At 62.2% G+C, this 23,693-nt stretch carries 24 protein-coding genes; 14 read left to right on the top strand and 10 right to left on the bottom strand.

Translation table 11 applies throughout. The annotated features are described in order from the left end of the window. Positions 1–68: 68 nt before the first annotated feature. Complete coding sequence (locus ACIP6G_RS14870; RefSeq protein ID WP_400291279.1) at positions 69–1,139, bottom strand: LacI family DNA-binding transcriptional regulator; 1,071 nt, start codon at positions 1,137–1,139, stop codon at positions 69–71. A gap of 216 nt (positions 1,140–1,355) precedes the next feature. Here ACIP6G_RS14870 and ACIP6G_RS14875 point away from each other — a divergent pair, with 216 nt between their 5' ends. From ACIP6G_RS14875 to ACIP6G_RS14890, 4 genes are read left to right on the top strand one after another with little or no spacing between them, the layout of a single operon-like run. Continuing rightward, complete coding sequence (locus ACIP6G_RS14875) at positions 1,356–2,654, top strand: ABC transporter substrate-binding protein (RefSeq protein WP_400291030.1); 1,299 nt, start codon at positions 1,356–1,358, stop codon at positions 2,652–2,654. An 8-nt stretch (positions 2,655–2,662) separates the two neighbouring features. Beyond that, a complete protein-coding gene (locus ACIP6G_RS14880) occupies positions 2,663–3,700 on the top strand; it encodes a carbohydrate ABC transporter permease (protein ID WP_400291032.1) in 1,038 nt (345 codons plus the stop codon). After that, entirely contained in the window at positions 3,697–4,584 is an 888-nt protein-coding gene (locus ACIP6G_RS14885) for a carbohydrate ABC transporter permease (protein ID WP_400291034.1), read from the top strand. The genes ACIP6G_RS14880 and ACIP6G_RS14885 overlap by 4 nt, the downstream gene beginning before the upstream one ends. A 45-nt stretch (positions 4,585–4,629) precedes the next feature. After that, positions 4,630–6,960: a glycoside hydrolase family 3 N-terminal domain-containing protein gene (locus ACIP6G_RS14890; RefSeq protein WP_400291036.1), complete on the top strand. Its 2,331-nt coding sequence runs from the start codon at positions 4,630–4,632 to the stop codon at positions 6,958–6,960. Positions 6,961–6,963: 3 nt separating this feature from the next. Here ACIP6G_RS14890 and ACIP6G_RS14895 read toward each other — a convergent pair whose 3' ends face one another. The 4 genes from ACIP6G_RS14895 to ACIP6G_RS14910 form a co-directional block, all read right to left on the bottom strand. Continuing rightward, positions 6,964–7,689, bottom strand: coding sequence for an ABC transporter permease (locus ACIP6G_RS14895; RefSeq protein ID WP_400291038.1), 726 nt, complete (start codon positions 7,687–7,689; stop codon positions 6,964–6,966). Continuing rightward, positions 7,686–8,411, bottom strand: a complete 726-nt coding sequence (locus tag ACIP6G_RS14900; RefSeq protein WP_400291040.1) for an ABC transporter ATP-binding protein — start codon at positions 8,409–8,411, stop codon at positions 7,686–7,688. The genes ACIP6G_RS14895 and ACIP6G_RS14900 overlap by 4 nt, the downstream gene beginning before the upstream one ends. A gap of 35 nt (positions 8,412–8,446) precedes the next feature. Then, entirely contained in the window at positions 8,447–9,085 is a 639-nt protein-coding gene (locus tag ACIP6G_RS14905) for a TetR family transcriptional regulator (protein WP_400291042.1), read from the bottom strand. A 79-nt stretch (positions 9,086–9,164) separates the two neighbouring features. Then, positions 9,165–10,007, bottom strand: a complete 843-nt coding sequence (locus ACIP6G_RS14910; protein WP_105657902.1) for an HAD-IIA family hydrolase — start codon at positions 10,005–10,007, stop codon at positions 9,165–9,167. A 139-nt stretch (positions 10,008–10,146) separates the two neighbouring features. Between ACIP6G_RS14910 and ACIP6G_RS14915 the strand changes: the two genes are divergently transcribed. From ACIP6G_RS14915 to ACIP6G_RS14940, 6 genes are all read left to right on the top strand, one after another. Next, positions 10,147–10,803: an RNA methyltransferase gene (locus ACIP6G_RS14915; protein WP_105657903.1), complete on the top strand. Its 657-nt coding sequence runs from the start codon at positions 10,147–10,149 to the stop codon at positions 10,801–10,803. 237 nt (positions 10,804–11,040) lie between these two features. After that, the gene (locus ACIP6G_RS14920) at positions 11,041–12,303 is read left to right on the top strand and encodes a peptidoglycan DD-metalloendopeptidase family protein (RefSeq protein ID WP_400291044.1); all 1,263 of its coding nucleotides are present in this window, start codon (positions 11,041–11,043) and stop codon (positions 12,301–12,303) included. A 191-nt stretch (positions 12,304–12,494) separates the two neighbouring features. Then, the gene (gene fbaA, locus ACIP6G_RS14925) at positions 12,495–13,517 is read left to right on the top strand and encodes a class II fructose-bisphosphate aldolase (protein WP_105657905.1); all 1,023 of its coding nucleotides are present in this window, start codon (positions 12,495–12,497) and stop codon (positions 13,515–13,517) included. Between the two features lie 2 nt (positions 13,518–13,519). After that, positions 13,520–13,936, top strand: a complete 417-nt coding sequence (locus ACIP6G_RS14930) for a DUF3151 domain-containing protein (RefSeq protein ID WP_105657906.1) — start codon at positions 13,520–13,522, stop codon at positions 13,934–13,936. Between the two features lie 286 nt (positions 13,937–14,222). Further along, positions 14,223–14,891, top strand: coding sequence for a DUF4956 domain-containing protein (locus tag ACIP6G_RS14935; RefSeq protein ID WP_400291047.1), 669 nt, complete (start codon positions 14,223–14,225; stop codon positions 14,889–14,891). After that, positions 14,891–15,709, top strand: a complete 819-nt coding sequence (locus ACIP6G_RS14940) for a polyphosphate polymerase domain-containing protein (RefSeq protein WP_400291049.1) — start codon at positions 14,891–14,893, stop codon at positions 15,707–15,709. Before ACIP6G_RS14935 ends, ACIP6G_RS14940 begins: the two co-directional genes overlap by 1 nt. Positions 15,710–15,727: 18 nt before the next feature. Here the strand turns inward: ACIP6G_RS14940 and ACIP6G_RS14945 are convergent, their stop codons facing one another. The 4 genes from ACIP6G_RS14945 to ACIP6G_RS14960 form a co-directional block, all read right to left on the bottom strand. Then, positions 15,728–16,396: a response regulator transcription factor gene (locus ACIP6G_RS14945; RefSeq protein WP_400291051.1), complete on the bottom strand. Its 669-nt coding sequence runs from the start codon at positions 16,394–16,396 to the stop codon at positions 15,728–15,730. Further along, a complete protein-coding gene (locus tag ACIP6G_RS14950) occupies positions 16,393–17,841 on the bottom strand; it encodes a sensor histidine kinase (protein ID WP_400291053.1) in 1,449 nt (482 codons plus the stop codon). The genes ACIP6G_RS14945 and ACIP6G_RS14950 overlap by 4 nt, the downstream gene beginning before the upstream one ends. Next, positions 17,834–18,265: a hypothetical protein gene (locus ACIP6G_RS14955; RefSeq protein ID WP_400291054.1), complete on the bottom strand. Its 432-nt coding sequence runs from the start codon at positions 18,263–18,265 to the stop codon at positions 17,834–17,836. Before ACIP6G_RS14955 ends, ACIP6G_RS14950 begins: the two co-directional genes overlap by 8 nt. Before the next feature lie 72 nt (positions 18,266–18,337). Next, a complete protein-coding gene (locus ACIP6G_RS14960; RefSeq protein ID WP_105662647.1) occupies positions 18,338–18,823 on the bottom strand; it encodes an Lrp/AsnC family transcriptional regulator in 486 nt (161 codons plus the stop codon). Between the two features lie 127 nt (positions 18,824–18,950). Here ACIP6G_RS14960 and kynU point away from each other — a divergent pair, with 127 nt between their 5' ends. The 3 genes from kynU (at position 18,951) to ACIP6G_RS14975 (ending at position 22,467) form a co-directional block, all read left to right on the top strand. After that, on the top strand, positions 18,951–20,231 hold the full coding sequence (gene kynU, locus ACIP6G_RS14965; protein ID WP_400291056.1) for a kynureninase: 1,281 nt from the start codon (positions 18,951–18,953) through the stop codon (positions 20,229–20,231). 123 nt (positions 20,232–20,354) lie between these two features. After that, on the top strand, positions 20,355–21,737 hold the full coding sequence (locus tag ACIP6G_RS14970) for an amino acid permease (RefSeq protein ID WP_400291058.1): 1,383 nt from the start codon (positions 20,355–20,357) through the stop codon (positions 21,735–21,737). Between the two features lie 106 nt (positions 21,738–21,843). Continuing rightward, the gene (locus ACIP6G_RS14975) at positions 21,844–22,467 is read left to right on the top strand and encodes a thymidine kinase (protein ID WP_105658007.1); all 624 of its coding nucleotides are present in this window, start codon (positions 21,844–21,846) and stop codon (positions 22,465–22,467) included. 121 nt (positions 22,468–22,588) lie between these two features. Here the strand turns inward: ACIP6G_RS14975 and ACIP6G_RS14980 are convergent, their stop codons facing one another. Then, the gene (locus tag ACIP6G_RS14980) at positions 22,589–22,993 is read right to left on the bottom strand and encodes a RidA family protein (protein WP_133834957.1); all 405 of its coding nucleotides are present in this window, start codon (positions 22,991–22,993) and stop codon (positions 22,589–22,591) included. An 87-nt stretch (positions 22,994–23,080) separates the two neighbouring features. Here ACIP6G_RS14980 and ACIP6G_RS14985 point away from each other — a divergent pair, with 87 nt between their 5' ends. Next, on the top strand, positions 23,081–23,488 hold the full coding sequence (locus tag ACIP6G_RS14985) for a winged helix-turn-helix transcriptional regulator (RefSeq protein ID WP_400291060.1): 408 nt from the start codon (positions 23,081–23,083) through the stop codon (positions 23,486–23,488). Positions 23,489–23,693: the final 205 nt, after the last annotated feature.

The raw sequence follows: 23,693 nt of genomic DNA on the forward strand, positions 1-23,693 counted from the left end.
CCCTGCACAGCACCTCGTTGCCCACCGGAGAATTCCCGGTGCGCGGCGGGGTGCTCTGCTTTTCCCGGCTAGCTGCTGCGGGCGGGGCCCGTGGTCTCGCGCGGGACGAGCACGGCAGGCAGGTGGCCGGGGGAGCGGACGTCCTCGCCCGCAAGCAGGCCCAGCAGCATGTTCACGGCCTGGGCCCCCATCTCATGCAGCGGCTGGCGCACGGTGCTCAGCGGGGGAGAGGACTGTGCCGCGGCCGGGATGTCATCGAAGCCGATGATCGAAAGATCGCCGGGAACCTGCAGCCCGCGCTCGCCGGCCACCTGCAAGGCGGCCAGGGCCGAGAGGTCATTGGCCGCGAAAATCGCCGTGGGCGGCTGGGGCAGGTCCAGCAGGTCATGGGCGGCCTGCACCGCGGCATCATGCTGGTAATCGCCATCGTGCGACAGCTGCCCATCGAATTCCACGCCGGCCTCTTCCAGCGCTTGGCGGTAGCCCTGCTCGCGCAGGTGCGCGGAAGCCAGATCCCCGCGCCCGCGGATGTGCCCGATGCGGCGATGGCCCAGATCCAGCAGGTGCCGGGTGGCCGTATAGGCCCCGGAACGGTTGTCCACGTCGATGGCGATCGGCATTTCCGGACCGGCATGCGGGTCAATGGCGACGACCGGCACCGAGCTGTGCGGGACTTCCACGGTGGGGGTGACGATGATGGCGCCGTCGATCAGCGTTCCGCCCAAGCGGGACAGGGAGCGGCGTTCCCAGCCGGCATGCCCTTCGGGGGAAAGGTTGCCCGCGTAGGCCATCAAATCGTATTGGGTTCCGCGCAGGGTCGCGGAGATGCCGTTGAGCAGGCCCAGCGAGAAGGGCTCGAACTCCGCCACCAGGATGCCGATGATGTTGGTGCGGGTGCTGCGCAGCGAGGAGGCGACCAGCGAGGTCTCGTAGCCCAGTTCGCTGATGACCTGGTGGACCTTGGCGATGGTGGCCGAGGCGACCCCGTAGCGGCCGTTGACGACCTTCGAGACGGTGGAGACGGAGACCTGCGCGGCGCGCGCGACGTCGTTGATGGTCACGCGTGCGCTGGAAGGCTCGCCGGGGATCTGCGGCTGCTGGGCATTGGCGATCCCGGGGATTCCGGTCTGAGGGGTCATCACGTCACTAACAGTAGCGCAAAATACTCCGGAATTCCGTGACTTCACGGGGGCATGACGACCGATTGCGGATCTTTCGACAACGTTTTCGCAATGGATTTCGAAAACGTTATCGAAAACGATTGACATGACCTGCGTCACGGTGCAATTCTTGGTGGAGCCAATCGCCTGCCGTCCGATGCCGGCAGGTCTTCATCACAGCTGAGGAGCACGAGCATGTTATCCAAGATCCGAGGTGCGCAGATTCTGGCGCTGGCCGCCACGACTGCCCTGCTGGCCACCGGCTGCGCCGCCGATGCAGGCCAGGAAGGGACGTCGGCAGACGGAACCACCACCATCACCTGGTGGCACAACTCCAATAACGGCGACGGCAAGGCCTACTACGAACAGGTTGCAGCCGACTTCGAAGCCGCCCATGAAGGGGTGGAGGTCGAAGTCAGCGCCATGCAGCACGAGGACATGCTCACCAAGCTCGATGCGGCCTTCCAGAGCGGCGACGCCCCGGATGTCTACATGGAACGTGGTGGCGGGGAGCTCGCAGCCCACGTGGCCGCCGGGCTGACCAAGGACCTGACCGAGGCGGCCTCCGAGGAAATCGCCTTCCTCGGCGAGAACGCCGGCGGCTGGCAGCTCGATGGCAAGACCTACGCCTTGCCGTTCTCGCTGGGCGGTGCGGGGTTCTGGTACAACAAGGCGCTGTTCAAGGAAGCGGGCATCGACTCGGCCCCGCAGACCTTCGATGAACTGATTGCGGCCACCGGGAAGCTGAAGCAGGCCGGCATCGACCCGATTTCCATCGGCGCCGGCGACAAATGGCCGGCAGCCCACTACTGGTACTACGCGGCAGTGCGCGAATGCTCCCAGCAGACCCTGGCCGATTCGGTCGCCAATCTCGATTTCAGCGACCAGTGCTTCACCAAGGCCGGGGAAGACGTGGACCAGCTGATCAAATCCGAGCCATTCAACCCGGGCTTCCTCTCTACCCCGGCGCAGTCCGGCCCCACCTCCGCTTCGGGCCTGCTGGCCACCGGAAAGGTAGCCATGGAATTGGCTGGCCACTGGGAGCCAGGGGTCATGCAGGGCCTGACCGAAGACGGCACTGGCATGGGGGAAGACGCCGGATGGTTCCCCTTCCCTGCCATTGAGGGCGGCCAGGGCGACCCGGCCGCGCAGCTTGGCGGAGGCGACGCCTGGGCAGTTTCCGAAGGCGCCCCCGACGCGGCGGTGGACTTCGTGAAGCACATGCTCTCCGACGAGGTCCAGCGCGGTTTCGCCGAGCTGGACATGGGCCTGCCGACCAACCCGGCGGCCAAGGACGCGATCTCGGATCCGGCATTGGCTTCGCTGATGGACGTGCGCGACAAGGCGCCATATTTCCAGCTGTACTTCGACACCTCGTTCGGCGCCTCCATTGGCGGGGCCATGAACGACGAGATCGCCCTGCTCTTCGCCGGCAAATCCGACGCGCAGAAGATCGTCGACGCCAGCCAAGATGCCGCTGACCTGGAGAAGTGATCCACGCCGTGGCCCCAGAAGTAACCTACGCAGCCAGTCCGCCAGCCAGCGGTGGCCCAGGGCTTTCCGAAAGGCGGCGTTCCACGCCAAGCGGACTGCCGCCTGCCGGTGCCAAGCGCACGCGCAAGCCCGCGCAGCGGCGCAAGAACCTGGAGATCCTGTTCTTCGTCAGCCCGGCATTGCTGCTGATCGCGGTCTTCATGCTGGTCCCCATCATCCAGGCCGTGCGCTTCTCGATGTACAACTGGAAGGGCTTCGGCCCGCTGGTGGACTTCGTGGGCTTCAAGAATTACGTCCGGGTGCTGGGCAACGAGGTGTTCACCGATGCCCTGGTCCATAACCTGGTCATCATCGGCGGCTCCATCGCCCTGCAGCTGCCGATCGGCCTGGGCATCGCCCTGCTGCTGAACCGGAAGATGAAGATCCAGTCCCTGCTGCGCACCATCATCTTCGTGCCCTACGTGCTGTCCGAAGTCATCGCCGGGGTGGTCTGGTTCCAGCTGCTGCAACCGCAGTACGGGGTGATCGACACCATCTTGTCCAAGCTGGGAATCCAGGGGCCGGCCCAGGGCTGGCTGGGCACGCCGGAACTCGCTTTGGGGACCGTGCTGGCAGTGCTGACCTGGAAGTATCTTGGCCTGGCGGTGATCCTGTTCCTTGCCGGGCTGCAGGGGGTGCCGTCCGAGCTCTACGAAGCGGCGGAAATCGACGGCGCCTCCTGGTGGCAGATCCAGCGCAAGATCACCATCCCGCTGCTGGGCCCCACCCTGCGCACCTGGGGCTTCTTGTCCATGATCGGCTCGCTGCAGCTCTTCGACATGGTCTGGATCCTCACCGGCGGCGGACCGGCCAACGCCACCACCACGATGGCCAGCTTCCTGATTTCGGAAGGAACCAAGCGCCAGAACTTCGGGATCGCCGCGGCCGCCTCGGTCATCTTGTTCATCGTCGCCCTGGTTCTGGCCATCTCCTACCAGCAGTTCATCCTCAAGCGGGATTCGCAGCCCGATGATGAGCGCACGAAGCGGAAGAAGGCCAAAGCATGAGCGCCACCCTGGCTACCAGGCCCCAGCACACCCCCGCCCAGGCAAAACTCGCCAAGAAGCGCAACGGCCGGCAAGGCGGAAACGTCCTGGTCTACGCCATCGCCTTGGCGGTTGTCGCGATCACCCTGGGCCCGGTCCTCTACGGGGTGCTCGGCGGGTTCCGCACCAACGCGCAGCTGGCCGAGAACCCGGCAGGCCTTCCCGAGCCGTGGGTGCTGGAGAACTACGCCGGGGTGCTGAAGAACCCGGATTTCTGGCAGTACGCGCTGAACTCCACGATGATCGCGGTGATCACCACCAACGTCGTGGTGGTCTTCGGCATCATGGCTGCCTACCCGCTGGCCCGCTACAAGTTCCGCCTGCGCGAGCCGATCTTCATGGTCTTCGTGCTTGGCTTGCTGTTCCCGGCCACCGTGGCGATTGTTCCGCTGTTCATCCTGATTACCCGGGACCTGGACATGGGCAACACCTGGTGGGGCGTCGCCCTGCCGCAGGCGGCCTTCGCGCTGCCCATGACCGTGGTCATCCTGCGCCCCTTCCTGATGGCGCTGCCCCAGGAGCTGGAAGAAGCCGCCCAGCTCGATGGCGCCAGCCGCATCGGCTTCTTCTGGAGGATCCTGCTGCCATTGTCCGGGCCGGGCATGGTCACCGTCGGCGTACTGGCCTTCGTCGGCTCGTGGAACGCCTACCTGCTGCCGTTGCTGCTGCTGCAAGGGGATATGCGCACCTTGCCGCTGGGCGTCGCCGACTACTCCAGCGAGCACTCGGCCGACACCGCCGGCGTCTTCGCGTTCACCGCGCTGGCGATGATCCCGGCACTGATCTTCTTCCTGGCCATGCAGAAGCGCATCGTCAATGGACTGCAGGGCGCAGTCAAGGGCTGATCCGCCCCCGCAAGCAATCGAAATCTTTGAAGACAAGGAACTGCCATGAAAACCGTCGAGCAAACCTGGCACGACATCTCACTTCCTGCCGAACAGCGCGTCGCCGCGCTCATGGATGAAATGACCCTGGAAGAGAAAGCCGGGCAGCTGGGCTCGTTCTGGATCCGCCCGGAGGAAGAAAACCAGGACGGGGAAGGCAACGTCGCGCCGATGGCCGACACCTTCACCGCAGGCCCCAGCTTCGAAACCGCCATCAAGGACGGCTTGGGGCATATCACCCGCGCCTTCGGCACCATCCCGCTGGCCCCCGCCGAAGGCCGCGAACGCCTGGTCGAGCTGCAAGAACAGGTCATTGCCGCGAACCGCTTGGGCATCCCGGCCATCGCCCACGAGGAATGCCTGACTGGCTTCACCACCCTTGGCGCGACCTGCTACCCGGCGTCCATTGCCTGGGGCGCCACCTTCAACCCGGAACTCATTGGCGGCATGGCCCGGCGCATCGGCGCCGACATGCTGAAGATGGGAGTGCACCAGGGCCTGTCCCCGGTCTTGGACGTCACCCGCGACTACCGCTGGGGCCGGGTGGAAGAGACCATGGGCGAAGACCCCCACCTGGTTGGGGAGCTGGGCGTAGCCTACGTGCGCGGCCTGCAGGACTCGGGGGTGCACGCCACCTTGAAGCACTTCGCCGGCTACGCGGCCTCGCAAGCCGGGCGCAACCACGCGCCGGTCTCCATGGGCCCCCGGGCGCTGGAAGACACGGTGTTCCCGCCGTTCGAACGCGCAGTTCGCGAGGGTGGAGTGAAGTCCGTGATGAACTCCTATGCGGACGTGGATGGCGAAGCGCCCGCTGGCAGCCACCGGCTGCTCACCGAAGTGCTGCGGGGCCGCTGGGGCTTCGCGGGAACCGTCGTGGCGGACTACTGGTCCGTCAGCTTCCTGCACAGCATGCACGAAGTCGCAGAAGACGAGGACGCCGCGGGCCGGCTGTCCCTGGAAGCCGGCATGGACGTTGAGCTCCCGGAGACCACCGCCTTCGCCAACCTGGCCCAGGCGGTCCGCGCCGGAGCGCTGGAGCAGGAAGTCCTGGACACCGCGGTGCGCCGCGTGCTGGCCCAGAAGCTGCAGATGGGCCTGCTGGATCCGGGCTGGAACCCGCGCCAGGCCTGGCTGGGCGATGACGTGGAACTGGATTCGGCCGATAACCGTGCCCATGCCCGGAAAATGGCCGAGGAATCGATCATCCTGCTGCGCAACGAGCAGATCCTGCCCTTGGCCAGCCCGGCACGCTTGGCGGTCATCGGGCCCAGCGCCTCCCAGCCGCGCACCCACCTGGGCTGCTACTCCTTCACCAATCATGTCTACTCGCGCTTCGCCGAGCAGCAGGACTACGGCGTGCCGATGGCCTCGATCCTCGAAGCCTTGCAGCAGGCTCCCGCGCTCGCCGGATCGCAGATCGAGTATGCCCGTGGCGTGGACTTCACCGATCTGGATGATTCGGGCATCGCCCAGGCGGTCCAGGCCGCCCGCAACGCCGAAGTCGCGGTGGTTGCCGTTGGCGACCTCGCCGGGCTCTTCGGCCGTGGCACCTCGGGGGAGGGCTGCGACGTCGTCGACCTGCGCCTGCCCGGGCGGCAGGGGGATCTGGTGGAAGCCGTGCTGGCCACGGGGACCCCGACGGTGCTGGTGCTGGTCACTGGGCGCCCGTATTCGCTGGGGCAATTCGCTGATCGCACCGCGGCCATCATCCAGTGCTTCATGCCCGGGGTGGAAGGCGGGCCGGCACTGGCTGGCGTGCTGACCGGCGAGGTCAACCCCTCGGGCAAGCTGCCGGTGCAAATCCCCGACCATATCGGCGGGCAGCCGGGCACCTACCTGGCTTCCAAGCTGGCGTGGCATTCAGAAGGCGTAACCAACCTCGATCCGCGTCCGCTCTACCCCTTCGGCTACGGCAGCTCCTACACCAGCTTCGAGATCTCCGGGCTGGCACTGCCGGAAACTGAAATCGCTGCCGACGGCACCATTCGGGTCAGTGCCACCGTGGCCAATACCGGAGCGCGCTCCGGTGCCGAAGTGGTGCAGCTGTACCTGGCTGACGCGGTGTCGCAGGTGGTGCGCCCGCGCCGCTGGCTGGCCGGCTTCGCCAAGGTGCAGCTTGAGGCAGGGGAGTCGAAGCGCGTGGCTTTCACCGTGCATGCTGACCGAACCTCGTTCACCGGGCTGTCCGGGAAGCGCATTGTGGAACCGGGCAAGTTCACCGCGCTGGTGGGAACCAGCAGCGAGGACCTGCCACTGCAGGCCGAGTTCCGGATCACCGGGAAGGTGCGCGAAGTGGCCGAGGGCCGCGTGCTGGACACCCCGGTGGACATCGCGTAGCCGCTAGGCGGTGCGCCGCCGCAGGGTCAGGGAACCGACGATCAGCGCGGCGGCGATCCAGGCGGCGATGACCAGCATGCTTCTTGCCGTCGCCGAATCCACTGTTCCCGCCGCGGCATCCGAGAGGGCGTCGATGGCGTGGGACAGCGGAAGCCAGTCGCCGATGGCCTCCAGCGCGCCGGGCAGCTGCTCGCGGGGCAGGATGATTCCGGACAGCAGGAACTGCGGGATGACCAGCGCCGGCATGAACTGAACCACCTGGAATTCGGTGCGTGCGAAGGCGCTGGCCATCAGGCCGAGGCTGATGCCCAGCAGCGCGTCGAGGGCGGCCACCGCGAACAGCAGCCAGAAACTGCCTTCGATCTCCAAGCCGCAAACCCAGATGGCGAAACTGACCGCGATCATGGTCTGGAGGATCGCAACCAGGGTGAACGCCAGCGCGTAGCCGAAGATGAATTCGCCCTTGGCCAGCGGCATGCTCAGCAAGCGCTCAAGGGTTCCGCTGCGCCGCTCGCGCAGTGTTGCGATGCTGGTTACCAGGAACATGACCACGAAGGGGAACAAGGCGATCATTGCCGGGCCAATGCGGCTGAAGGCCGGGGTGTCGGTGAAGATCCATGCGATCAGGCCGATCAGCAGGCTGGGCACGATGAGCATCAAGGCAATGGTCCGCGGGTCATGGCGCACCTGGGCCAGAACCCTCCCGGCGGTGGCGAACGTCCGTTTCATGGCTGGTTCCCTTTTGCCGCGACCAGGGCAACGAAGGCATTTTCGGGATTGTCTGCACCGGTTGACTCCATCAATGCAGCCGGGCTCATCTGGCCGAGCAGCTTCCCCTCGCGCAGCAGCAGGATTTCATCGCAACGCATGGCTTCGTCCATGACATGGCTGGAGACGACAAGGCACAGGCCGGTGGCCGCCAACTGCGAGAACATCGCCCACAGATCCGCACGCAGCACCGGGTCCAAACCCAGCGTGGGTTCATCCAGGATGACAATTTCCGGCGAGCCGAGCAGCGCGATGGCCAAGGACACCCGATTGCGCTGTCCGCCGGACAGGCCCATGGCCAGCCGGCCAGCCTGGTCCGCCAGGTCCGTGGCTTCGAGGACTCGATCCACTTCGGCTGGGGGCTGGCCGAGGATCTTGGCGAAGTAGGCGATGTTCTGCCGGACACTCAAATCGTCATAGACGCTGGCTGCCTGGGTCATATAGCCGACCCGGTTGCGCAGGGACTTGTGTCCGGCGGGCTTTCCGAGAACGGAGACTGTTCCGCTGCTGATGACCTGGTTGCCCACGATGCTTCGCAGCAAGGTGCTCTTGCCGCTGCCGCTGGGGCCGAGCAAGCCGATGATCCGTCCCGGCGCGAGCTGGAATTCCACGTGGTCCAGGACCAATGCTCTTCCGCGTCTGATGTCGAGCCGCTGCACATCGACACAAGCCGTTTTATTCATCACATAATGAATTAGGGACCTCTGCCAGCAGCATGTCAATGGTTCAACGCAGGCAATTGGCCGGTGAGGTAGCGCTGGATGGTGGGGGCCACCAGCTCGATAACCCGCTCATCATCCATGGAGGCCAAAGGCTCCAAGCCAATGATGTAGCGCGCGACAATCAGGCCGACAATCTGGCTGGCCACCAGGGCTACCCTCGGCTCGGCGCTTTCTTCCGGCAAACGCGCACCCAAGCGCGAGAAGATCTGCTCTTGCAGGAATGGACGGAGGATTTTCGCCGCGCTGCTGCTGGAGACCAAGCCCCGGATCATTGCCGTTGCAGCCGTGCGGAAAGCCGGCTTGCTCCAGGTAGCGAGCAATGCGCGAGTCAGCGCCTCGCCCATCTCCTCCAACGGCGCTGTTGCCGCCTCGGCGATGATTTCCCCTGGGTTGACGGGGATGCGCATGGTCTGGACAAACAAGTCGCTCTTGTCCTTGAAATAGTGGTGAACCAGTGCTGGATCCACCCCGGCTCGGCGCGCTACCGACCGGAGGCTGGCTGCCTCGTATCCGGCACGGGAGAACTCCTTGGACGCGGCTTTGAGGATCGCCGCTCTAGTTGTCCCCGTGTTGCTGCCTTTGGGCCGTCCACGCTTCCGCGCGCTCGGGACCTCGTTCGGTACTTGCTCGGTCACGGTTTCAGCATACTTCCGGAATCTTGCGTCAACGCAGCAAGGCCGGGCAAAAGCCCGGCCTTGCTGAATCCGCTAGCTGCTACTTCTTGGCTGCAGGCGCTTCCGCTGCAGCGGCACCCTTGGCGAGTTCCGCGTGCAGATTCGCCACGGATGGGAACTGCAGGTCCGGGCGGAACGGGAAAGTGTCCATGTCCTCGCGGGCGGTGATGCCGGTGTAGACCAATGCGGTCAGCAGTCCGGCTTCCATGCCCGCAACGATATCGGTGTCCATGCGGTCGCCGATCATTGCGGTGGTTTCCGAGTGCGCATCGATTCGGTTCAGGGCAGAACGGAACATCATTGGGTTCGGCTTGCCCACCACGTATGGCTCGCGGTTGGTTGCACGCGAGATCAAAGCCGCGATCGCACCGGTGGCTGGCATAATGCCTTCGGTGGACGGCCCGGTAGCGTCCGGGTTGGTGGCGATGAACTTCGCCCCGCCTTCGATCAGGCGGATGGCCTTGGTGATGGCTTCGAAAGAGTAGGTGCGGGTTTCGCCCAGCACGACGTAGTCAGGGTTCTGGTCGGTCATGATGAACCCCGCATCATGCAGGGCAGTGGTCAAACCGGCTTCGCCAATGACGAAGGTGCGGCCGCCGGGGCGCTGGCGAGCCAGGAACTCTGCAGTGGCCATCGCGGAGGTCCAGATGTTTTCCTCCGGGACGTCCAGGCCTGAGGCCAATAAGCGGGCACGCAGATCGCGCGGGGTGTAGATGGAGTTATTGGTCAGGACCAGGAAGCGCAGGTTGTTGTCGCGCCAGTAGCTCAGCATCTCGGCGGCGCCCTTGATGGCCTGGTTCTCGTGAACCAATACGCCGTCCATGTCCGTGAGCCAGCATTTGATGTCGTGGACAGTTCGCGTACCGCGGATTGAAGTTGTCACGAGGCGTGGATCCTCCCTAGGGAAATATGTGGTGGGAGCTATCGGCACTGAAAGTATCCCGTTCTATTAAGAGATTACACAGGCGCACGCAAATGCGCCGTGAACAAGGGCGCGAACATAACGAACTAGGCTTAATACTGTGAACGAAGAAACGCATGAACCAGTTAATGACCCGAGCGCGCAGCATGTGATCGGAGTAGGCCCCTGGGAGGGGGAACTGCCAACCGACGGAAAATACGATCCCCAGTTGCTTGCCGAGGGCGACCGGCGCAACGTCGCGGACAAGTACCGCTACTGGACGATGGACGCCATCATTGCTGATCTTGACGAACGCCGCCACGATTTCCATATCGCCATTGAAAACTGGCAGCACGATATGAACATCGGCACCGTGGTACGCAGCGCAAACGCTTTCCTGGCCAAAGAAGTCCATATCATCGGCCGTCGCCGCTGGAATCGACGAGGCGCCATGGTTACTGATCGTTACCAGCACGTACGGCACCATGCAACGGTGGAGGAGTTCGTTGCCTGGGCTGAGGGCGAGGGGTTGACGATTCTGGGAATCGATATCTTCCCGGACTCCGTTCCCCTGGAGACCTACGACCTGCCGAAGGACTGCGTGCTGGTCTTCGGGCAGGAAGGTCCGGGACTCAGCCCGGAAGTCCACGCTGCGGCCAAGGACACCTTGTCCATCGAGCAGTTCGGCTCGACTCGTTCAATCAACGCGGCATCCGCAGCCGGGATTGCCATGCATGCGTGGGTACGCAGGCACGTGTTTGGGCAAAAAGTAGGTTAACAAGAAATTTAATACTGACGAGTTTAGTCGAGCATCTGGATTAGTTATCATTTTCCGCCTACTCTGGGTTTTAGTTATGAAAACGTGATCTGGGAGAGGGCGGTCGTGAAACGACGTCATCAAGTAAACCGTGACTTACTGTTGCCCGGGCTGCCTCGACGCAGAAGGCCATTGGTTATATGGTCCACTTCTATCGTCGCCGCGCTCGGACTGACGGGAGCCCTGGCGATCCCGATCATGGCTCAGGCCGGTGACTCCAGGCAGGGCGATATCCCTGTAGGCATCGATGCTGTGGCAGATCCATCAATGTTCAACGGACCGGTCTACGTCAGTGCAGATGCGCCGCTGAACTCATTTGGCGGTTCCGGCAAGGAGCTGGCTATTGACGGCCGTCCCGTTGGAATGCTTGATGGCGCTGACGCGGGCTCAGAAGCGTCCGGCAATGACAACGAATCCTCAGCTCTGCTTGCGGGCATGGTCGGCGAGCTCGGCAAATTGCCTGGCGACCTGCAACTGATGCACCCGGTCAAGACCCGCAGTATTTCCAGCCCTTATGGCTGGCGTGCCAACCCTACCGGTCCTGGCAACCAGATCCACATTGGCCAGGACTACCCTATTTCCTGCGGCTCGCCGGTCTACGCTTCTGAAGCTGGAACGGTGACCGTATCGGCATGGGCTGGGCACTCCGGCATGCGCGTGACTATCGACCACGGCAGCAATGTCCAGACTGGCTACAGCCACAATTCGAAGTTGATTGCCAAGGTGGGGCAGCGAGTCGAGCAGGGTGAACTGATCGCCCTGGCTGGCACTACCGGCAACTCGACCGGTTGCCACGTGCACTTCGAGGTCATCATCGACGGCCGTTGGCATGATCCGCGCAACTACCTGCCAACCATTCCGGGCCAGCGCCAGGCGATGATTAATTCGCAGCGGCTGACAGTCAATGCGGGCAGTGCTCCCAAGGGCAACGGCTCCCGCCTTCCTGATCGGGCTCCAAGCGGCCCGGATCCAGACGTCATTGTCCCCGAGGATGACACTCCAAGCATTCCACGGCCGAAGCCAAGCCCATCGGAATCACAGCCCCCGTCGCCGAGCGAGAGTGAAAGCCCGAGCGGTTCGCAGTCTCCAGATGGTTCACAGAGCCCGGACGGTTCGAAGAGCCCTGATAGCTCGAAGAGCCCAGATAGTTCCAAGAGCCCTGACGATTCGAAGAGTCCAGACGCTACGAAGAGTCCAGGCGCTACGGACGGACCCGAAGATCCGGATGCCACTGATGAGATGGAGGCTCCAACTCCAGAGCCAACGAAGCCAGAAGAAGAAGCCGTTACGGATACTCCAACCGGCTCAGCTTCTGCACCAAAGGCGGATTCGTCGAAGTCGGCCTCGACCGGAACTGAAACTCCGGCGGCTTCCAAGAGCTCTGCATCAGTGCCCAGCACCACGACCAAGACACAGCTAGCTCCGTCGGGAAGCACCTCTGTAAGCGCAACAACCGAATAGAGAACGTAAAAAGCCAGCGGCCAACCATAATGAGACAAGCTCTGGGTTGGCCGTTTGCTTTGCGGTAAACCGCGGAATTCCCCGTGTCACGATACGAGATTTAGGGCTTAGTTAGTGACATAGCCGATAGGATGGATGGCGAACCGCCGTCAATGGAGACGCGTAACCTCGCTAATCACCAGGAGTGAAGCATGCCTATCGCAACCCCCGATAAGTACAATGCAATGATCGATGCTGCCAAGGCAGGCGGCTACGCCTTCCCAGCAGTGAACGTGACCAGCTCGCAGACTCTGAACGCCGCAATTCGCGGCTTCGCAGAGGCTGAATCCGACGGCATCATCCAGGTCTCCACCGGCGGCGCCGCATACTGGTCTGGTGCATCCATCAAGGATATGGTTACCGGCTCGCTGGGCTTCGCGGCCTTCGCGCGCCAGGTTGCCAAGAACTACGGCGTGAACATCGCCTTGCACACCGACCACTGCCCAGCGGACAAGCTGGACGGTTTCGTGTTGCCGCTGCTGGCCGCTTCGGAGGCTGAAGTCGCTGCAGGCCGCGATCCATTCTTCAACTCCCACATGTGGGACGGCTCGGCTGAGACCCTCGAAGAGAACCTGCGTATTGCTGCTGAACTGCTGCCACGCACCGCTGCCGCGAAGCAGATCCTCGAAGTTGAAATTGGTGCCGTGGGCGGCGAAGAAGATGGCGTCGAGAACGCGATCAACGACAAGCTGTACAGCACCGTCGAAGATGCCTTGGCTACCATCGAGGCTTTGGGCGCCGGTGAAAAGGGACGCTACATCACCGCGCTGACCTTCGGCAACGTCCACGGCGTTTACAAGCCAGGCAACGTAAAGCTGCGCCCAGAGATCCTGAAGGATATCCAGGCCCAGGTTGGTGCCAAAATCGGCAAGGCTAACCCATTCGATCTCGTATTCCACGGCGGATCGGGCTCCTCCGAGCAGGAAATCGCTGACGCTGTTGCCTACGGCGTGATCAAGATGAACATCGACACCGACACCCAGTACGCATTCACCCGTCCGGTCGCAGGCCACATGCTGGGCAACTACGATGGCGTGCTGAAGATCGACGGCGAAGTTGGCAACAAGAAGACCTATGACCCGCGCGTTTGGGGCGCCAAGGCTGAAGAGTCCATGGCTGCCCGCATCGTTGAAGCTGCCCAGCAGCTAGGCTCGGCCGGAAAGTCGCTGAAGTAACCATGGTCGGAGAAAACCTGCTGGGTATCCCGGAAACCCTGCTTCCGGAAGAAACCGAAGTGCTGGCACGCTATGAAGCCGGTGATGAAGCCACGGACCTGGCGGCAAAGTTCCCTGCCTCGTCACTGGTTTGGGCGCTGCTTGCCAACGAAGCGCACAGTGAGGGCCGCATCGTGGAGTCGTACGCGTTCGCACGAGTTGGCTACCACCGAGGCTTGGACTCGCTGCGCAAAGCCGGCTGGCGCGGACAGGGCCCTGTGCCTTGGCGCCATGAGCCAAACCGAGGCTTCCTTCGCTCGCTCTATGCGCTGGGCCGTGCGGCCGCAGCCATCGGCGAGACTGAAGAAGTCGACCGCATCGGCAAGTTCCTGAACGATTCGGATTCGACGGCCAAGGCTGAAATCGAAGCTGGCAAGTAAGCGATACTCCAACAGCTAACGGCGGCTATTCTCGCAAAGAGAATAGCCGCCGTTAGCTGTTTAACGCTTCGAGGGCATGCTCAAGAAGTAAGAGAACTCGGGTGCGCGGAAGCTGAGTAAAACCAGCCAGACGGCACACTCTCCGTCAGCAGAAGGCAAACATGCAAGTCAAGACCTATTCAGTAACATGAGGGCGTTCTCATGTTGTTCTACTTTTGGACTCATTTAGTTCACCTAAAGTTCATAAAGAAGGGATCATCACTTCACACTTTCGAAAGGGATAGCAATGTTGTCATTCTGGACGGGACTAGCCTCAAACGTCATCGGCATTACGGTTCTGGTGTACTTCGTATACTTCCGCCGCCACTTCCGCCGCGACCTCGTGCTCGCATATATCGCCTTGAGCATGGGAATCTTCGCGGTCACCTTGCTGCTTTCAGGCAGCGGCGCAGGCATGGGGCTGGGGCTGGGGCTCTTCGGCATCCTCTCAATCATTCGCCTTCGCTCAGACACGCTGACCCAGGAAGAAGTCGCCTACTACTTCATTTCGCTGGCCATTGGTTTGGTCAACGGCCTGCACCCGGACCCGGCATGGCTGGCTCCAGCGGCCACCGCGGCCCTGGTTCTGGTGATGTTCCTTGCTGACCACCCGAGCTTCGCTCCGCGCACCGAGCGCCAGACCGTGACCCTGGAACGTGCCTACCCGAAGAAGGCGGATCTGCAGGCTGCATTGGAAGAACTGCTGGATGCCAAGGTGCTGCGAACAGTAGTTGTCGAGCTGGATATGGTTCGCGATCTGACCATCGTTGATGTCCGCTTCCGCACCAACGTTGCCGGAGGCAAGTCCACTGCTAAGGCCAGCGCATCCGAGAGCTTCTCCGGCACTTATGAATTGGCGAACAGCCAGTCCGCACCGGCAGCGCAGAACGGAGCCAAGCAGGAGACGTGGTCCTGATGACGACATATGCGGCCAAGGGAGCGGACCTCGTCGTCTCCCAGGCGCGCGCGGCTCTTGAAGAAGCCGTCATCGGCCGGGAGCCGATCAGTCTCGAAGACGTGATCTCCGAAGCGGCGCTGCAGACCCGAGTCGACAAGAAGTTCCTGTTGGCCCCAGAGGAGTTCACGGCATTATCCGAGCGCTTGGGCGATCAATTCAAGATCATGCAGATCGATGGCCTGCGCACCTTCCGCTACGAATCGGTGTATTTCGATACCGAGGACTACGACCAGTACCGCGCCCACCGCCAGGGTCGGCGACGGCGATACAAGGTGCGCTCGCGCACTTATGCTGACACCGGGCTGTCGATGTTCGAGATCAAGACCAAGGGGCTTCGCGGCTCGACGGTGAAGCATCGCGTCGAGCAGGATCTGGACAGCGCCGGCGAGCTGACCGAAGAGAACCTCGAGTTCTTGGAATCGGTCCTGCGCAGCGAGTACGGGCAGGACGTGCCCCAACTGCAACCTGTGCTGGACAGTGCCTACCGGCGTGCAACTTTCGTGAACCCCATCGATGGCGAACGGCTGACCTGCGACGTTGAACTGGAATACGCCAACGGCGATTCGAGGGTTGACGGACCGGACCTGGTTGTCGTGGAGACCAAGTCCGCTGATGGCCGGGGCGCGTCGGACCAGGCCTTGGCCGAGCTGGGCATCCGAGAGGTATCGATGTCCAAGTATTGCATCGGCATTGCACTGCTGAACCCGCAGCTGCCGGCCAATCGCTGGAGCCGTTTGCTCCAGCAGAGCTTCGTTCCGGATCCGACGTTGCGCTAGATCCCGTGCAGGATTCGGCTAGCGCTCCGAGGCGAGTCGGTAGCCGAATCCGCGTACCGTCTCAAAACGTTCCGAGCCGAGCTTGTTGCGCAGGTAGCGGACATACACATCCACCACGTTGGATCCGGGGTCGAAATCATAGCCCCAGACCCGGGAAAGCAATTGCTCGCGGCTCAGCACCTGGCCCGGGTTGCGCAAGAAGGCTTCGGCCAAGGCGAATTCACGCGCGGAAAGGTCGACTTCGCGCTCATTGACCGTCACCCGGCGGCGCAGCAGGTCCATGATCAGGTCTTCGTGGGCCAGCGAGGAAACTTCAGGTGCATTGTCCTCGGCGCGCAGGCGCAAGCGCACCCGCGCCAGCAACTCATCGAAGTGGAATGGCTTGGCCATGTAGTCGTCGGCGCCGTTCTGCAGGCCGGCTACTGTGTCTTCCACGCTGCCGCGTGCGGTCAAGATGATCACCGGCGTATCGATCTGCGCGGCGCGCAGACGCCGCAATACCGAGAAGCCGTCCTCATCCGGCAGGCCGAGGTCGAGGATGATCAGCTCAGGGTCACCGTCAATGGCCTGGGTGAAGCCATCATGCCCGGTTTCTGCGATGGATGAGGTCAATCCCGCAGCACGCAGCCCCTTGGCTACGAACGAACTGATTCGCGGTTCATCTTCAATGATCAGTATCTGGCTCATGCTTCCTTGCTTCCAGTCGTCAACGGCATGTCAATGTAGAACGTCGAACCCTTGCCATGTTCCGAGCTCACCCACACGCGTCCGCCGTGGGTCTCCGCTATGGCCTGCACGATGTTCAGCCCCAGGCCGGACCCCGAAGAACGAACAGAGTTCTGGCCCCGTCCAAAGCGCTCGAAAATACGTTCAAGATCTTCAGCCTGGATGCCCACGCCCGCATCGGATACCCACCAGCGCAAGGTGGTGTTGCCATGCCCATCGCGCACGATCTCGTTGCCCAAGCCGATGCGGCTATCCGCAGCAGAGAACTTCACCGCGTTGGCGCAGAGCTGCAGCATGGCTTGGGTGGTCCGGATCGGGTCGAGAGCAACGGTGGCCTCGGTGCGGTAGTCCACGCGCCACTGGCGAGGCCCCAGGCCGCGGGCTTTGTCGAGGATGTCGTCAAGCAGCTTGCCGACTTCTGCCGGCTCCACCTGGAGAAAATCCGTGCGGTTGGACTTTGCCAGGGTGACTAGGTCATTGATGAGCAAGGACATGCGCCCGAGCTCGTCCATGGCGATATCGCGGCTCTGGGCAACGTCGTCCGGATCGTTGGGATCCATCAATTCCAGATGCCCGTTGATGATAGTCACCGGCGTGCGCAGTTCGTGCCCGACATCATCGAGCAGCTGGCGCTGGGACCTGAGCGCGCCTTCAAGGCGATCCAGCATTTCGTTGACGGTGACCGTCAATTCGGCGAATTCGTCATTTCCGGAAACTTCAATGCGCTGGGATACGTCGGTCTCCGAGATCTGCTGCGCGGTAGTTTGCAGGCGGCGGATCGGGTCGAGCATTCGGCCAACCACAAGCCAGGCGGCCAGCGCGGCCACGAGCATGACCGAGGCGCCGACGGCACCATAGATCATGAAGTTGCGGTCGTTGGCGATGGCCTCGGCAGAGTAGTCGTAGGCCAGCACGAACGCGCCATGCTCGTGGTCTGCAGGGAGGCTAACCGGAACAACGACGGCGCGGTAGGTCGTGATGTCCGTGTCGACAGTTCCCAAGCGGATATGGTTGGCGTCCTGGACGCTTCTGGCCCATTCGAGGAATTCCGGATCATCTTCCAGTCGGGTGTTGACGATATCCGGTGCGGTCCAACGCACCTCGTCACCAACCAGGGAGAGCATGCCCTGCTTCGGGGAGGGCAGGGTGCGTTGCATTGCGATATACAGCAAGTCTTCGGCGTGCTTGAAGCGTTCCATGGTTCGCGGATCGACACCAGTATCGGTGAGAACTTCGAATTCCTTGACAGTGCGGGTCAATGACTCGTCGAGGCGTTCATTCAGTTCGTGGCGTTGAACCGCAAAGCTCGCGGTACCCGCTGTCAGCAGGGCCAGGCCTACCAGGAGCATCATGCCGGTCAGGACCCGTGCTCGGATGGACCAGCGGCGTTCTGGCGCTCTAGTCATCGTCGTCGTCATCGTCGTAGTCGTCGTAATCGTCATCGTCGTCGTCATCATCGTCGTACTGGGTGCCCGAGGGAGGCAGCGGAACGACGGTCTTCTTTGGCGGTGCCGGTGCTGGAGGTTTCGGCTTGGGCTTCGGTGTCGGGGTAGCGCTAGGCTTAGGCTTTTCCGAGGTTTTCGGCTTGGCGGAGGTGCTCGAGCTGGAAGACGGCTTTTGGGATCCAGTCGCTGGGGCAGAAGGCGAGGAGGAGGGGCTGTTGGGGGTGCCGCTCGTCGGAGACGGAGTTGCTTCTTCGAAGATGAACCCTTCCCCGAGGTCCTGGTCCGCCGGACCTTCCAAGGCTTGGGTGATTCCGAACGCGCCAAGAAATACGACTGCGATGACAGCGATTGTCGCAAAGACGCGGCGCAAAGCTTCCTTTCCCATGTTTTTCATTGTGGCTGAAATAAATGAGATATAGATGAGAGACGCCGTTAGATGACAAAAAGCCTGTCTCGGCTAAGCCAGGTGCTCGAAGATAATTACCGTCTGGGTGGATGAGAACGCGCGGTTGGAGCCCAAGTGCGCGGCCACGAATGCCCGTAGGTCTTCGATGCTTCGGGTAGCCACCCGAACCAGCAAATCCGGCGAGCCGCCAAGAACGAAGACTTCCTTGACCTCGGCGAGCTCTTTGAGCTGATGCGCCGAGGAGAGCAAGCGGTCTCGGGCTGTGGACGAGACCACAATAGAGATCATGGCGTTGACGGCCACGCCAAGAAGTTGCTCATTGATCGCAGCATGGTAGCCGGTGATCACCCCCGCCTTGGAGAGGGCTTTCACCCGGCCCAAGCAGGTGGACGGCGCCAGGCCGACTTTTGCAGCCAGGACGTTATTGGCAATTCGAGCATCCTTGCTCAGCTCGGCGAGAATGGACAAATCCGCTTCGTCTACACGAACAGGATTCGGCTTGGCGTCGCCTTGAACTGTCCATAATGAACCTGCCACGGTTGATCAACTCAATTCTTTGGGAAAGTTCAGATTTAGTCGCACTATATCGAATTTGATTCTACGATGGAAACACCATGGAGAACGGAAGTTCTCCCGCTTTGATCTTGGCTGAACAGGAGATCCAATGACCACGGAACTGACCCGAGAGACCCTTGCCCAGTTGGACGCGGCAGACCCGCTGGTGGCCTTTGGCAACCGCTTCAACCTCCCGGAAGGCGTCATCTACCTCGATGGCAACTCATTGGGCGCGTTGCCGAAGGGTGCGGCCGAACGTGCCGCCCAGGTGGTGACCGAAGAATGGGGCGAGGGCCTGATCCGTTCCTGGAACACCGCCGGCTGGTTCGAGATGCCGCTGAAGCTCGGCGACAAGCTGGGGCGGCTGCTGGGCGCGAACCCCAGCGAAACCGCGATCACCGATACCACCACGCTGAATCTGTTCAAGGCCTTGGCCTCGGCACTGCGCACGCAGAAGGCCGATGCCCCGCAGCGCCGGGTGATTCTCACCGAACGAGACAATTTCCCCACGGACATCTATATCGCCGAGGGGTTGGCCGACCTGGTCAACTCGCTCTCGCAGGAAACCGGTGTGGCCTATGAAGTGAAGCTCATCGATGGCGAGGCGTCGCTGCGCGCTGCACTGGACGAGACTGTCGCCGTGGTTGCCCTGTCGCACGTGAACTACCGCACCGGTTCCATGTGGGACATGGACGAGACCACCGCAGCAATCCACGGCTCCGGAGCCCTGGTGGTCTGGGACTTGGCCCATGCCGCGGGTGCAGTGCCGATTGACCTGAATGCCGCAGATGCAGACTACGCCGTGGGCTGCACCTACAAGTACCTCAACGGCGGCCCGGGTTCTCCGGCTTTCATCTGGGTCAATGCCCGCCACCATGAACGTTTCTGGCAGCCGCTGTCCGGCTGGTGGTCGCACAAGTCGCCCTTCGAGATGGCTGGCAGCTACACTCCAGCAAATGACATTCGCCGCTTCATGTGCGGTACCCAGCCGGTTACTTCGCTGGCCATGATCGAGGTCGGCCTGGATATCGCGCTGGAAGCGGACATGGACAAGGTGCGCGCCAACTCGCTGGAGCTGGTGGACCTGTTCATCGAGCTGGTTGAAACCCGCTGCGCCGGCTACGGCCTGGAACTGGTGACTCCACGCGAACATGCTGCTCGCGGCAGCCACGTCAGCTTCCGCCATGAGCATGGGTACGAAATCATCGCTGCGCTCATTGACCAGGGCGTTATCGGGGACTACCGCGAACCGGAAGTCCTGCGCTTTGGCATCACCCCGCTGTACCTGACGCGTACCGATATCTGGGACGCCGTGGAGAAACTGCGTGAAATTCTGCACACCAATGCCTGGCAGCGCGAAGAGTACGCCGTGCGTAATGCCGTGACATAACGCAAATTCCGCCGCTTTCGGGTCTTGGTGCGCCGAAGCCGGCGAATCTGCGCGAGAGTAACCTTAACAGCAGCACGGCATTTTCGATGCCGTGCTGTTCGCATAGGTCTAAAGGGAGCATCGTTGGGCAAGCAGCCGGTACGCGCCACTGAAGTCGGTTCGGGTTTGAAGAAGTCGCTGACTCCTGGGCAGATGTCCATGATCGCGCTGGGCAGTGCCATCGGCACCGGTCTTTTCGCGGGCAGCAAGCTCGCCATCGCCATGGCCGGTCCCTCGGTGATCATCAGCTACCTCATTGGCGGGGTCGTCGCCTTGCTGGTCATGGGCGCATTGGCGGAAATGACCGTCAAGCAGCCGGTGGCCGGTTCCTTCGGGGTCTACGCCGAACGCTATCTTGGACGTTTCGCCGGGTACCTGACCAAGTACCTGTACTGGTCTGCGCTGATCTTCGCCGTGGGCACCGAAGTCAGCGCGGTAGGCGAGTACATGCAGTACTGGTTCCCCGAGATTCCAGGGCTGGTTTGGGTCCTTGTCTTCTCGGCCGCGCTTTTGGGCGTGAACTTCTCCAGCGTGAAGATCTTCGGAACCACCGAATACTGGTTCTCCGCGATCAAGGTCTTCGCGGTGGTCGCGTTCATCATCATTGCCCTCTGGCTGGTGTTCCACGACCCCAGCGACCAATACGGGTTCCATAACTACTCGGCCGAAGGCGGCTTCTTCTCCAATGGCCTGTTCGGCATGTGGACCGCTGTCATCGTGGCGATCTTCTCCTACATGGGCATCGAGGCGATCTCCATTGCCGCCGCAGAAGCAAAGAACCCCAAGATTGCCGTACGCAAGGCCTTCAAGGTCTCCTTCCTGCGCTTGCTGCTCTTCTACGTGTTCACCATGGCTCTGATCCTCGCGGTGGCGCCCACCAGCGAACTGCTGGCCGGCGGATCGCCATTTGTCACTGTGATGTCCCAGATGGGTATCCCGTTCGCCGATTCGGTACTGAACTTCGTGCTCATCATTGCCGCGCTCTCGGCCATGAACGCCCAGCTCTATGCGGCAACCCGCATGCTGCATTCGCTGGCTGATTCCGGGCACGCGCCGCGCCTGGCACACCGGACCAACAGCGCGGGCGCTCCTATCCACGCGGTGTGGATGTCTGCCGGAGGCATCGCCGTGGCAGCACTGGTCTACGCGCTGGTTCCGGAGGGAGGCTTCGGCATCATGATGTCGCTGGCTACCTTCGGTGCCCTGGCGACGTGGTTCATGATCCTGGTGACCCACGTGTCCTTCCGCCGCCAGGTGCGCCTGGACCGGGCCGTCCTGGAGTACAAGCTGCCAGGCTACCCGGCCGCGTCGATTCTCGGCTCGGTACTGCTCGCCGGCCTGCTGGTGACCTCGTTCTTCGTGCCGGAATTCAAGTACACCCTGATCTTCGGTGTTCCCTTCGTCATCGTGATGTCGGTGCTCTACAGGCTGGTTTTCGCCGGCAAGAAACAGCCTGCGGTGAAATAGCAGGGCAATCGTCCGCGGCGCCGGTTCGCTGGCGATCCGCGGCGCGGGCACTAAGATCTTAAGGGGCCTGCCAGTTGGCAGGCACCGCAACTTTCGAGGAGCAATGGTGGCCAAGCTGTATTTCCGCTACGGAGCGATGAACTCGGGCAAATCCACGAGCTTGCTGCAGGCTGCCTTCAACTACGAAGAACGCGGCCAGCGTATCCTGCTGGCCAAGCCGGGGGTTGACACCAAGGGCGAGAAATCAATCGTTTCCCGCCTGGGAATCGAACGCGAAGTCGACTTCAGCGTGGGGCCGGAAGAGAACCTTCGGGAGAAGTTCGCGGCCCATTGCCTCGGCGATGACCCTGATGCCTTGCTGCCGCATGTGGATGCGCCGCCGGTAGCCTGCCTGCTGGTCGACGAAGTTCAATTCCTCTCCCGCACCCAGGTCGATGATCTTCTGCGCATTGCCGTGCTCGATGATGTCCCGGTGCTCGCCTACGGTATCCGTACCGACTTCCGCACCCGTGCCTTCCCGGGCTCGGCACGCTTGATGGAACTGGCGCACTCACTTGAAGAGCTGAAGACCATCTGCCGCTGCGGGCGCAAGGCCATGTTCAATACCCGCCGATCGGGTGACCACATTGTTTTTGATGGAGACCAGGTCGCTATCGACGGTGAAGAGGTCTGGTACGAGTCGCTGTGCGCTGCCTGCTATCTGGAAGCCTCCGGCGGCAAGCTGAGCTAGCTCGGTAGCCTTTCGGACCGGAAGCCTCGCGCCGGCCGAAAGCCGCCGGAGGCCGGTCCACCCAGTGGCGGCCAGCCGGGTAAGGCGCTGGCCGCGGCCCATTCGGCGTTTTCGCTGCGGGTCAGAGTATCGCTGTAGCTTCGATCTCCACGAGAACTGCTGGCTCGTACAGTTGGGCCACGGCGATCAACGATGCAGGCGGCATCGGAAGCTGCAACCCGATTTCCTCCGCGACGGATTCGACTCCTTGCATGAACTCCGATATTTTGCTGGTTTCCCAGTCGGTTACGTATACGGTCAGCCTGACGACGTCTTGGAACCCCGCCCCTGCCGAGTTCAAGCCTGCGGAAACGTTGCGTAGCGCCTGCGCCACCTGGCCAGCCAAATCGTCGGGGATCCTGGAGCCGTCGGGCATGTGGGCTACCTGTCCGGCGATGTGGATATGCCGCGTGCCGGATCCCACCGCTACGTGGTGGTAGGGAGTTCCGGGGAGCATCCCGGCGGGGCTTGAATAATTCACTGGCATGGAATTCTCCTTCAGTAGTTCGCTGCTGGATGCAGGTATAAAACTTATACTTGGTCTACAAAAGCAACTGCAACGAAACTAGGTGCAATGGAAGAAACCTCCGAATCGCCGCTGGGCATATCGGCTTCCCACCGCGAACTGCTCGACCAGGTCTTGGACAAGTGGTCTTTGCATGTCTTGAGCCAGCTTTGCGAATCACCCAAGCGATTCAACGAGCTGCGGCGAGCCGTTCCGGGAGTGAGCCAGAAGTCCTTGACCAATACGCTGCGCCGGCTGGAGCGAAATGGCGTCATCGACCGCAGGGTATTGCGCTCCCGTCCGGTAGCAGTCGAGTACCGTGTTGCGCCGATAGGCAAGACCATGCGCGCACCGATCGATGCGCTCCTCGACTGGACAGTGAGCCATATGCCCGATATCGAACAAGCGCGGGAACGATACGACCAGTTCGAAGAACAGAACGGCGATGGCTCATTCCAGGAAGAACCTCCAGAATGAAGATTCATCCCGCTGGCCCTGCCTCCGGCGCATCGGGATCTCTCGAAGGCGCGGTACCGAAGGCCACGGATTCGAATATTCATCGACACCGATTCATGCCGGACAGCTAGAGGGCGCAAAACCCATTGCGGAAGGAATCGCCTGCTTGCGGCCGCAGGCAAATACCAGGGATTCCTGGAGGGAGTCGTGAACAAGGAATTGATGC

The organism is Glutamicibacter sp. NPDC088483 (assembly GCF_044753145.1).
GTDB lineage: Bacteria > Actinomycetota > Actinomycetes > Actinomycetales > Micrococcaceae > Glutamicibacter.

Coding starts and splice junctions, on each gene's coding strand:
- ACIP6G_RS14920 (WP_400291044.1), top strand. CDS start 11,041: ATGGCTCAGGCCGGTGACTCCAGGCAGGGCGATATCCCTGTAGGCATC.
- ACIP6G_RS14885 (WP_400291034.1), top strand. CDS start 3,697: ATGAGCGCCACCCTGGCTACCAGGCCCCAGCACACCCCCGCCCAGGCA.
- ACIP6G_RS14900 (WP_400291040.1), bottom strand. CDS start 8,411: ATGAATAAAACGGCTTGTGTCGATGTGCAGCGGCTCGACATCAGACGC.
- kynU (WP_400291056.1), top strand. CDS start 18,951: ATGACCACGGAACTGACCCGAGAGACCCTTGCCCAGTTGGACGCGGCA.
- ACIP6G_RS14870 (WP_400291279.1), bottom strand. CDS start 1,139: ATGACCCCTCAGACCGGAATCCCCGGGATCGCCAATGCCCAGCAGCCG.
- ACIP6G_RS14985 (WP_400291060.1), top strand. CDS start 23,081: ATGGAAGAAACCTCCGAATCGCCGCTGGGCATATCGGCTTCCCACCGC.
- ACIP6G_RS14890 (WP_400291036.1), top strand. CDS start 4,630: ATGAAAACCGTCGAGCAAACCTGGCACGACATCTCACTTCCTGCCGAA.
- ACIP6G_RS14950 (WP_400291053.1), bottom strand. CDS start 17,841: ATGACTAGAGCGCCAGAACGCCGCTGGTCCATCCGAGCACGGGTCCTG.
- ACIP6G_RS14945 (WP_400291051.1), bottom strand. CDS start 16,396: ATGAGCCAGATACTGATCATTGAAGATGAACCGCGAATCAGTTCGTTC.
- ACIP6G_RS14895 (WP_400291038.1), bottom strand. CDS start 7,689: ATGAAACGGACGTTCGCCACCGCCGGGAGGGTTCTGGCCCAGGTGCGC.
- ACIP6G_RS14980 (WP_133834957.1), bottom strand. CDS start 22,993: ATGCCAGTGAATTATTCAAGCCCCGCCGGGATGCTCCCCGGAACTCCC.
- ACIP6G_RS14955 (WP_400291054.1), bottom strand. CDS start 18,265: ATGGGAAAGGAAGCTTTGCGCCGCGTCTTTGCGACAATCGCTGTCATC.
- ACIP6G_RS14930 (WP_105657906.1), top strand. CDS start 13,520: ATGGTCGGAGAAAACCTGCTGGGTATCCCGGAAACCCTGCTTCCGGAA.
- fbaA (WP_105657905.1), top strand. CDS start 12,495: ATGCCTATCGCAACCCCCGATAAGTACAATGCAATGATCGATGCTGCC.
- ACIP6G_RS14935 (WP_400291047.1), top strand. CDS start 14,223: ATGTTGTCATTCTGGACGGGACTAGCCTCAAACGTCATCGGCATTACG.
- ACIP6G_RS14875 (WP_400291030.1), top strand. CDS start 1,356: ATGTTATCCAAGATCCGAGGTGCGCAGATTCTGGCGCTGGCCGCCACG.
- ACIP6G_RS14940 (WP_400291049.1), top strand. CDS start 14,891: ATGACGACATATGCGGCCAAGGGAGCGGACCTCGTCGTCTCCCAGGCG.